We start from the raw sequence: 436 nt of genomic DNA, 5'->3' as shown, positions 1-436 counted from the left end.
GGCCTGGTGCTTGTCCAGGTCGGCGACCACGGCCAGGGCGGTGTCCTCGTCCTGCTCGGACTCGGCCAGCTCCAGCAGCTCGGTGGCATCGTTCAGGCCATCGAGCACCGAGGCGATGCCGCCCACGGTCTTTTCCAGGCTGGAACGTTCGCGGCCCAGGTTCTGGGCGTACTCGGCGTTGTTCCAGACGTCGGGGCTTTCCAGCTCCCGCGTTACTTCTTCAAGACGCTCTTTCTTGGCGTCGTAGTCAAAGATACCCCCGAAGCGACAGCACGCGATCGGTCAGATCGGTGATGCGCTGGCGGACAGGATTCAGTTCGATCATGTCGGCGGTTATGCATTCAAAAGATGACTGGTAATGATACCGCAGGCTGCGGGTGCCCGGAATGAGGGCCTCACCCTGCCCCCAGCGCCTGCCGCAGCAGCGGCAGCTGGC

1 pseudogene is annotated in these 436 nt (G+C 63.5%); it reads right to left on the bottom strand.

Going from position 1 to position 436, the window contains the following annotated elements:
* A pseudogene (locus GVL61_RS25555) lies at positions 1-325 on the bottom strand (PCRF domain-containing protein); the annotation flags it as partial.
* Positions 326-436: the final 111 nt, after the last annotated feature.

The organism is Novosphingobium sp. 18050, assembly GCF_902706195.1.
In the GTDB taxonomy this organism is placed as follows: domain Bacteria; phylum Pseudomonadota; class Alphaproteobacteria; order Sphingomonadales; family Sphingomonadaceae; genus Novosphingobium.
Note: the sequence above shows the minus strand (reverse complement) of the source record. Positions and strands in the feature narration are given on the sequence as shown.